Consider the following 9,054-nt stretch of genomic DNA (forward strand, 5'->3'; position numbering starts at 1 on the left):
GGTATCACTCCGCCGTTAAATGCCTTGCTGACGCGCACGCTGATGGCTAACGCGCTATTTTTGCACGATCATCCGGTGCATTTTTATCAACTTCACGGGCTTGATTTCGTAGATGTAGTAAGCGCGCTTAGCGCCGATCCTAAAAAAGCAAGCGAAGAGGCGTTTAAATACTGCGACACCCCTTATGCGTGCGGCGCGGATAAACTAAAAGAGGTACAAGATCGCGTAGGCGCTTTCGTTAAAAAGGGCGCTTTGGGGCCTTTTGCCAATGCCTACTTTGGTCATCCTACATATAAGCTTAGCCCGGAGCAAAATTTGATCGCTCTTTCGCACTATCTTGAGTGTTTGCGCATTCAGCGCACGGCGGCTCAGATGATGGCGATATTCGGTGCGAAACAGCCTCATCCGCAAAGCCTCACCGTAGGCGGCGTAACCTGCGTGATGGATATCCTAAGCCCTGCAAGACTGGGCGAATATATGTCTAAATTTAAAGAGGTCGCAGACTTCGTAAATCGTGCCTACTATCCTGATCTCGTAATGGCTGCGAAGGCTTACGGCAACGAGCCTAGCGTGCTAAACGATATCGGCGTGGCAAATTTATGGACTCATCAAGAATTTCAGCTTTCAAAGAACGAATGGCTATTTCAAAGTGGCATGATTATGAACGGCGATATTAGCAAGGTTTTGGAGCTCGATGAGAACAAGATTACCGAGGAGGCAACGCATGCGTGGTATAAAAACGATGCGGCGCTCCATCCTTACGACGGCGAGCAGGAGCCGAATTATACGGGTCTTCAGGACGGACAGAGCATCGACGCGCACGGCAAAGAAGCGCATACGAAGGTGCTCGATACCCAGGGCAAATACACCTGGATCAAGGCTCCGCGCTACGACGGCAAGCCGCTTCAGGTAGGACCGCTTGCAAATATCATGGTAAATTACGCTAAGAAAAACGAGCGCGTCGTAAAGGTCGTGGATCAATTCCTAAAAGACGCCGGCTTGCCGCTTGAGGCGGTGTTTTCGACGCTTGGACGAACGGCGTGCCGTATGATCGAGGCTAAAGTCGTAGCCGACAACGGACTGATTGCGCTAGAAAATTTGATCGCAAATATCAAAAGCGGCGATACCGAAACCTGCGCAAAATATGTAATCGATAACTCCAAAGAGTACAAAGGTCGCTATATCGGTCACGTGCCGCGCGGCGCACTTAGCCACTGGTGCAGGATCGAAAAGGGCGTCATCAAAAACTGGCAGGCGGTCGTGCCATCTACTTGGAACGCCACTCCGAAGGATAAAGACGGCGCTATGGGTGCTTACGAATCCTGCTTGATCGGACTTAAGCTTGCCGATCTTTCCAAACCGCTAGAGATCATCCGCCGCATCCATTCATTCGATCCTTGCATCGCCTGCGCCGTGCACGTAATGGACGCTAAAGGGGCGGAGCTTGGCTGCTATAGGGTAGATCCCAGCAAAGGATAAACGATGAAAAAAAGATTTGCGGAATACGAGTTCTCCATCGGTCTTAGGCTCACGCACTGGCTACGCGCGCTTTGCATTACGATTTTGGTGATCACCGGATATTACATCGCCTTTGTTTTCACCGCGCCCGAGGTAAATCCCGAGCCGGTGCTTTTCATGCAGGCTAAATTTAGATTCGTGCATCTGATCTTCGGCTTTGCGATGATCGGCGCGGCGATCTTTAAAACTTATCTTTTCTTCTTCGATAAAAAGAGCAGAAAAGAGCTTTTAAGCATCAAGGATTTTTTTAGCCCGCGCGTCTGGATAGCTCAGATCAAATACTATATCTTTTTGGGTGAGCACCCGCATCTTCGCGGCGTTTATAACCCATTGCAGTTCATATCATATCTGGGCTTTTATCTAGTATTGTTCGTAATCTGCCTAACGGGCATGATATTATATGTACACGTCTATCACGAGGGGCTCGGCGGCGCGTTATACGGGCTCTTGCGCCCGCTGGAAGCGGCGATGGGTGGTCTAAGTGAAGTGCGAATGATACATCATCTTTGCATGAATATCATCATAATCTTCGTGCCGATCCACGTCTATATGGCGGTCTTTAACGCCGTCAAGGGCAGGGACGGCGCGATGGATGCGATCGTAAGCGGCTATAAATTTAAAAAGGAAGAGCACGCTTGAGGGTGCTGGTACTGGGTATCGGCAACGTCATCTACGCGGACGAGGGCATAGGCGTGCACTTCGTCCGCGCGCTCGCGCAGAACTATAAATTTTATCCTAAAGCCGCCGCACGAAATTCTATGGCGGGCGAGGATTTCGCGGCGCAGAATTTCATGCAAAATTCCGCCCAAGTCTCTGCGATACAAAATTCTACCTCGCAAAATTCCATAGAGCGCGACTCCTTGCAAAATTTTGCGGATGAGAATTCTATCTTTGAGCAAAATTTCGCGACAGTAAATTTAGACCGAAATTCTACCGCTCAAAATTCCGCCGAGCAGAATTCCGCTTCAAATTTTACTTCGCAAAATTCCGTCATAAATTCCGCAGTGCAAAGCTCTATCAATTCGGACTTTGTCGCCGAAAATTCCGCCGCGCCGAGCAACAGCGCGGATCAGATCCGCTTTATCGACGGCGGGACGCTGGCTAGCTTTTTGATGCCTACGATGGCGGAATTTGATGAAATTTTGCTCGTAGATTGCATAGACGCAGACGGCGCAAAGAGCGGCGAGGTGTATTTTTTCAACTACGACGCAATGCCTAAGCAGATCAGCTGGAGCGGCTCGGCGCACGAGGTCGAAATGCTTCAAACCCTGCAGATGATGGATCTTTGCGGCGATCTGCCTCATGTTAAAATTCTAGCGGTCGTGCCGCAGCGCATCGAGGAAGCAAGCTTTAAGCTAAGCTCCGTGATTTTAGAGTCCTCAAAAACCATGGAAAAAACGGCGCTTAAGTACCTATCGGATCTTGGTTTCGCGCATGAAAAAATCGCCGATCTTAGCGCCCAAGATATCGCGGATCGATTTGCAAAAAGGGGGCGAGATGATAGTAGCATATGAGTTTAACTACCTTAATGAAAACGCGCTGATAGCGCACTTCTTGCTGTTTTATGCTCGCAAAAGCGCACTTGAGTTTTGCCTAAAAAAAGAGGCGAGCCTAATAAGCCTTTTCGTGCGCGGCGGCGAGGATGAAATTTTAAAATTTAGCGACGAGGCGATGCCGCTGATTCCAAACTCCATATTTTTGGCAAAATCCTCCGTGCGCGTGGTGGACGAGGGCGGCGCCGAAGCGAAAGCGCTGAAATTTAACGGCACATTTGAAGATGCCTCCTCGAGCGATTTAAACAAATTTTTCGAGGATGAAATTTCAAACGCCCGTAGCGCGGCTAAATTTAATAACTTTACTCCGCGAGTGATGAAGGAATACCTCGCTCGAGCCGAGCCGTCTCAAAACGAATTCGGAATAATAAGCAGCGCCGACGTGCTTCATGAGGGAAAATTTAAAGCGGTATGCAGGGATAATTTCGCCCGCTTACTGGAGTTTTGCCGCATAAACTTATTTCATGCTCAGCAGGTGCAGATTAAGCGCGGTGGCGCAACTTTCACGCTCAAGGCGGACGTGGATTTTAGTGCCGATTTTTTAATAGCTGCGGGAGTGGGCGCGCTGGATGAGATTTTTGTGAGCGATGAAAAGAGCAAAATCGCGCTCGCAGCCTTCGAAAAGCCGCTCATAAGCCTAAAAACCAATGCGATCTTTAGAAAAAATCACGAGGACGCGCCTAAATTTTTTGATGTAAAGCTTGCGGGCGACATATTCGTGTTTGCGCTGGTGCGCGCTTTGGCAAGCGACGGGATCTATTTTTTAAGCGCAAAATGCGAAAGCGCGGCACAAAAAGATAAAATTTTTAAAGTCGCGCCGCTTCAAAACGGCTTTTTGATCGTGCAAAACGAGGACTTTTTAAGCGACGCCACAAGCGCTTATCTGAAAAACTCAAAGGACAAAAACTCCGCTCTTTTTGCGCTTACGTGCCGCGAAAAGGGGCTTTTAAATGATCCCAAAAAACGGGTTTTGCGCTGCTTTTTGGGCGCGGACGCGGATGATGAGATTGCAATTTATGGCGAAAGCTCCAAAAAAATTCTGCTTAAATTTGATCTGCCGCGCAGTTTTGACGAGCTTAGGGCTCAAATTTGCGCGGATGAGACGGGCGCGAAGCTGCTTGAAAATTTCAGCGCCAAATTTAACGTAAACGCCGCGAAAATCGATGAAATTTTAAAAAGCGCAAACGCGGGATTTCACAGCATCTTTAGCGTCGCCGCGCAGCTTATCTGGGGGCGCGATGTGGCGTTTTTGATAGCGAGCGCGGAGGATTTTGCGGGCGGCAAAGGGGTGCGGCTTGATTTTTGCACGGACGAGCGCGGCTGCGTGCAAGCGGATAAAATTTTGCGCTCGGCGATGAGCTATGCGCTCGCAGGCGCCAATGAAAAGCTGTTTGCGTTCGGATTTTTCGATAGTTTGGGCTACTTTTTAAGCGATCTGGCGGATGAGCGCAAAGAGGACTTTGACGTTTTGATCTTCGGCGGCACGATGTTTAGCGGGCGCAAATTTGCGGATTTGATGCTTAAGCTTTGCAAAAATTTTGACGCGAGCTTTAGCGACAGCTTCGCGCTTCAAGCTCGCTAGATTGGGCATATATGCGAATTTTCGGCAAAGCTTCAAAGTCTTATCCGCAAAACAGCGAGTTGTGCGGACATTGCGGCGCCGATAGCTGCGTCATGCTGGTAAGCTTAGCGCAAACGAGACCTCGCGAAATTTCAAAAAAGCGGCAAAGGGCGCGGGCGTGAAGGAACAAATTTTATTAATTTTAGAGCATATTTTGCACCGCCCGGTACGTTTTGTCCGCTTGCCGCGAGCGCAACTTGCTTGCAAAACAGCTCCTGCGGCGCGCAATTTATGAAAGCACATACATGAAAGCGGCTAAATTTGAGGTTTTCGGAGCAGTGCAGGGGGTCGGGTTTCGCCCGTTCGTCTACAAGCTCGCCGTGGATTTGGGGCTAAAAGGCGAGGTTTATAACGACGGCGAGGGCGTTAAAATTATCGTTTGCGCGGACTTTTCCGAGCCGCAAAAAGGCTCGATTGATAAAAATTCCGCCCCTTTAAATTTAGATGAGCCGAATTCTAACGAAATTCAAGCGCAGAAAGTATCGTCATCAGCTGCCCGGTCTTTAAATTCTGCCGAGTCAGATTCTAACAAGGCCGCGAACTCATCACAAAATTTTGCAAGTTCAAATTTAAACAAGAACTCCTTTTCAGCGCAGAACGCACCGAACTCGCCAAGTGATTTGACTGGCTTGCCGCGAGATTTATTGAATGATTTAGCAAGCCTGCCTGATTCAGATTTGACAAGCTTGCCGTATGATTTGACGAGCAATTTGCAAGCCGCAGCGAGCGAGAAATTTTTACCGAACTTATTCGAGACCGATCTAAACGAGCAGGGCTCCATTTTGCCCGCTTCGTCGGATCAAAATTTCATCGTGCAAAATTTGTCGCAGCAGCGAGGTATGTCTCAGAATGAATCGCTGCAAGACTTGCAAAATACTAAGCGCGACTTGCAAGGCGCGAAGGAAGATTTGAAGGGCCTTAAACGCAATCCGCAAAACGTAGAGCAAGATCTGCGCGAAGAAGAAATTTTAAAAATTTTCGAAGAGCGCCTTCGTAGCGAAGCGCCGCCGCTTTGCCGAATTGATAGGGTCATCCGCACCGATCTAAATACACAAGATTTTGCGCAAAATTTTACTGATTTTAAGATCACGCAATCCAAGGATGGGCGTAAATTTAATCCGATTTTGCCCGATTTTGCGATCTGCGATCAGTGCAAAAAAGAGTTTTACGACCCGCAAAATCCGCGCTTTCACTACCCATTTATCAACTGCACGGATTGCGGCCCGCGCCTTAGCATCATCGCCGCGCTGCCGTACGACCGCGCAAACACCACGATGAGGGCGTTTGAGATGTGCGAGTTCTGCCGCGGCGAATACACGGACCCGCTTACGCGCCGCTATCACGCCGAGCCGATCTCCTGTCCGCACTGCGGTCCGCAGCTGTTTTTATGCGGCGCAGGCGGTGAAATTTTATCAAGCGGCGAGGAGGCGATAGCGCGCACGGCGGAGCTTTTGCGGCGTGGACAGATCGGCGCGATCAAGGGGATGGGCGGCTTTCACATCGTTTGCGATGCGACGAACGAGCGCGCGGTACGCATGCTACGAACGCTAAAAAAACGCCCGAGCAAGCCCTTTGCGATCATGTGTCGCGACGCGCCGCAGGCAGGGCGCACGGCGAGCTTAAGCGTAGAGGAAGAGGCACTGATAGACTGTAACGTCAAGCCGATCGTGATTTTAAAAAAGCGCGAGTTTTCTTGGCGCACAGAGGCGGGCTTTGCGGCGGATTTCAGCACGCAAAATTTTAAAGATTTTGACGACGCCTCTTTGAGCCTCATTTCGAATCAGGCGGTTGGAAATTTTAATTCGGCACAAAAGCTCGCGACTAGAGAGAGCGTGGCGCAGATATGCGCTAAAACCGGAGGTCGTATTTGCGCCGAGACTGATGAGCAATTTAACGCCGAAGCGGGGGCTCAGATAAATTTTAAAGATCCGCATTCTACGTCACAGCGGCATTACGCGTCGCCTAGCAAGACACAAAACTCGGCATTGCGGCAGTTTGCGCCGCTGAATAAGGAGCAAGTTTATGCAAAAATACCCGCTAAATTTTCGGCGATTTTTGGCAAAAGAGCGATTTTCATCGCTCCTAGCGTGGCGCCAAACCTTAATAAAATAGGCATTTTTCTAGCCAACACCGGCGTGCATCTGCTGCTTTTTGAATATTTTGATCGTCCGATCGTCGCCACAAGCGCCAATATCAGCGGCGAGCCCATTATTTTTAGCAGCGAGGAGTTGCGCGCGAAGCTGGGCGGCGTCATCTCGTTTTACCTGGATAACGACCGCGAAATTTTAACGCCGAGCGACGATAGTATCGCGTTTTTGCAGGAATTTAAAAAAGAAGCTGCAAGCGCGAAGGCAAACGATCGCACGCACGATATATACACGCTTGAGACCCGAGCTCACAGCGAGAATATGGCGCAAAATTTTGAAGCACCGCATGCTATGTCGCTTCCCTCGATCGATACGAAGTCCGATTTGAACGTGATTATAAAGCGGCAACCGAATGAAAATACGTCAAACTCGAAAAGCGATGATCTGAAACGGGCAAATTCCAAGCAAGGCTCGAAGCGTGATCCGAGTGAAGGTCTGCAAAGCTCGCAAGTAGCCGTTTGCGAGCTAAAAAATTCGCAGAATTTATCCAAAAAAGCAAAAAACGAGCAAGAAAGCGCCGCACTAGGTAGCATCTGCGATGCGGCGGCAGCCGATGAAAGCGCCGATGCGGCGATAGATAGTTGTGACACGCTCTCGGATGACGGGCACAACGTCGTGGCATCAAACGATGAACGCGACGGTGCATCTTTAAATTTTAAAAACGGCGTGGCATTGATTGATATGAAGCGCCGCAGCCCCGAGAACGCGAAAAATTTCAAAAAAGCAAAAGGCGAGCAGGGCGCGGTAACATTGAGCGATAAATTTGGCGCCGCACCTTCAAATTTAAAAAGCGACGTAGCGGCGTCAAGCGAAGTCATGCATAATATCGCAGTCCCGGATAGCGAGCACTTTGCGACTTCAAATAGCAAGCGAGGCGCGACCCCAGGCAGCCAGAACACAACATTAAATTTTAAAAACGGCGTCGCAGCGTTAAATTTCAAAAGCGCGAACGATCAAGTGAGCGGAATTTTAAATCGCGCACTATTTTTGCGAACATCTCGCGGAATGAATCCAAAAATTTTCCCTAGCAAATTCCAGCTCAAAGGCACTTTCCTGGCGCTCGGAGCGGAACTTAAAAATCAGTTTGCGATCTACAAAGACGGGCAAATTTTCATCTCGCCCTACATCGGCGATCTTAAAAACGTCGCCACGAATGAGCGATTTTTCGCGCTTTTGGATATGTTCGTGCGCGCCTACGAGCTGAAGTTCGACGCCGTCATCGCGGATCTGCACCCGCAGTTTTCGCACACGCGATTTTTCGAGCAGCGCGGATACCCCGTGATCCGCTACCAGCACCATTTCGCGCACCTGGTGTCGACTCTGGCGCAAAACGATCTTCTTTTTAGCGGCAAAAAATACCTCGGCTTTTGCTTCGACGGCACCGGCTACGGCACGGACGGCACGATCTGGGGCGGCGAGGTGATGGTGTTTGATCCGCGTGGCTACCGTCGCGTCGCGAAATTTGACGAGATTGCGCTTATCGGCGGCGAGAACGCGATCAAAAACATCTACAAACTTGCGCTTGCTCTCGTGTTTAAATTTAATGCAAAGGACGCTGCGCGCGAGTTTTTGGCAAAATTTAATGCAAGCGAAGTCGCAAATTTAGAAAAAATCGCGCCGCGTGCCGTCCGCTCAAGCTCGCTAGGGCGGCTATTCGACGCATTTGCCGCGGTGATCTGCGACCTGCGAGCCGTCAGCTTCGACGGCGAGGCGGGCATGCGGCTAGAAAACCTCTATATCCAGGGCTGCGAGCAGAGTTACAGGTTTGCGCTAAAAAGGGTAAATGGGGTAGGGGTTTTGAGTGATAAAAGCCCTGTCGGCGGCGTAGCAAGCCCGAGCGAGAAATTTGTCGCCGCAAAAAATCCTATCCGCAGCGCAGAGCGTAATGACAGCAACGGCGTCTGCGCGGGAAATTCTACCGACGGCGCGGCGGGCGTAGCGAAAAATTTTAGCGGCGCGATAGATTGCAATAGTTATCCGGCAAATTTTGCCAGCGGAGAAAGATTTGCAGCCGCGAATGTTTGCAGTGCGGCGGGCAAGACCGAAAATTCTGCATCAAATTCCGAGGCTTACGATGCCGAGCAAAATTTTGCCTATGCTCCGAATTTAGCAAGCACTTGGGGTTTAAATTCCACGAACGAGATAAATTATAATTTATCAATGAGTACGGCAAATTCTGCAGCGAATTCTATATCAAATACCGCGGTAAATTCCG

4 protein-coding genes and 4 pseudogenes are annotated in these 9,054 nt (G+C 49.8%); all 8 read left to right on the plus strand.

All coding sequences use genetic code 11. From position 1 onward, the window contains the following. A partial coding sequence (locus tag Q0340_RS06460; protein ID WP_298082624.1) for a nickel-dependent hydrogenase large subunit occupies positions 1-1,479 on the plus strand: 1,479 nt, incomplete at its 5' end. Between the two features lie 3 nt (positions 1,480-1,482). After that, a complete protein-coding gene (gene cybH / locus Q0340_RS06465) occupies positions 1,483-2,157 on the plus strand; it encodes a Ni/Fe-hydrogenase, b-type cytochrome subunit (protein WP_298082625.1) in 675 nt (224 codons plus the stop codon). Next, positions 2,154-2,249 (plus strand): annotated as a pseudogene (locus Q0340_RS06470) (hydrogenase expression/formation protein); the annotation flags it as partial. The gene cybH and the pseudogene Q0340_RS06470, both read left to right, overlap by 4 nt. Positions 2,250-2,309: 60 nt before the next feature. Beyond that, positions 2,310-3,032, plus strand: a complete 723-nt coding sequence (locus Q0340_RS06475; RefSeq protein WP_298082627.1) for a hydrogenase maturation protease — start codon at positions 2,310-2,312, stop codon at positions 3,030-3,032. Beyond that, on the plus strand, positions 3,016-4,653 hold the full coding sequence (locus Q0340_RS06480; RefSeq protein WP_298082626.1) for a hypothetical protein: 1,638 nt from the start codon (positions 3,016-3,018) through the stop codon (positions 4,651-4,653). The genes Q0340_RS06475 and Q0340_RS06480 overlap by 17 nt, the downstream gene beginning before the upstream one ends. Before the next feature lie 284 nt (positions 4,654-4,937). After that, positions 4,938-6,317, plus strand: a pseudogene (locus Q0340_RS06485) (acylphosphatase); the annotation flags it as partial. A 438-nt stretch (positions 6,318-6,755) separates the two neighbouring features. After that, positions 6,756-7,004 (plus strand): annotated as a pseudogene (locus tag Q0340_RS06490) (Sua5/YciO/YrdC/YwlC family protein); the annotation flags it as partial. A gap of 840 nt (positions 7,005-7,844) precedes the next feature. Beyond that, positions 7,845-9,054 (plus strand): annotated as a pseudogene (locus tag Q0340_RS06495) (hypothetical protein); the annotation flags it as partial.

The sequence above is a fragment of the uncultured Campylobacter sp. genome (assembly GCF_938045595.1).
Taxonomy (GTDB): domain Bacteria; phylum Campylobacterota; class Campylobacteria; order Campylobacterales; family Campylobacteraceae; genus Campylobacter_B.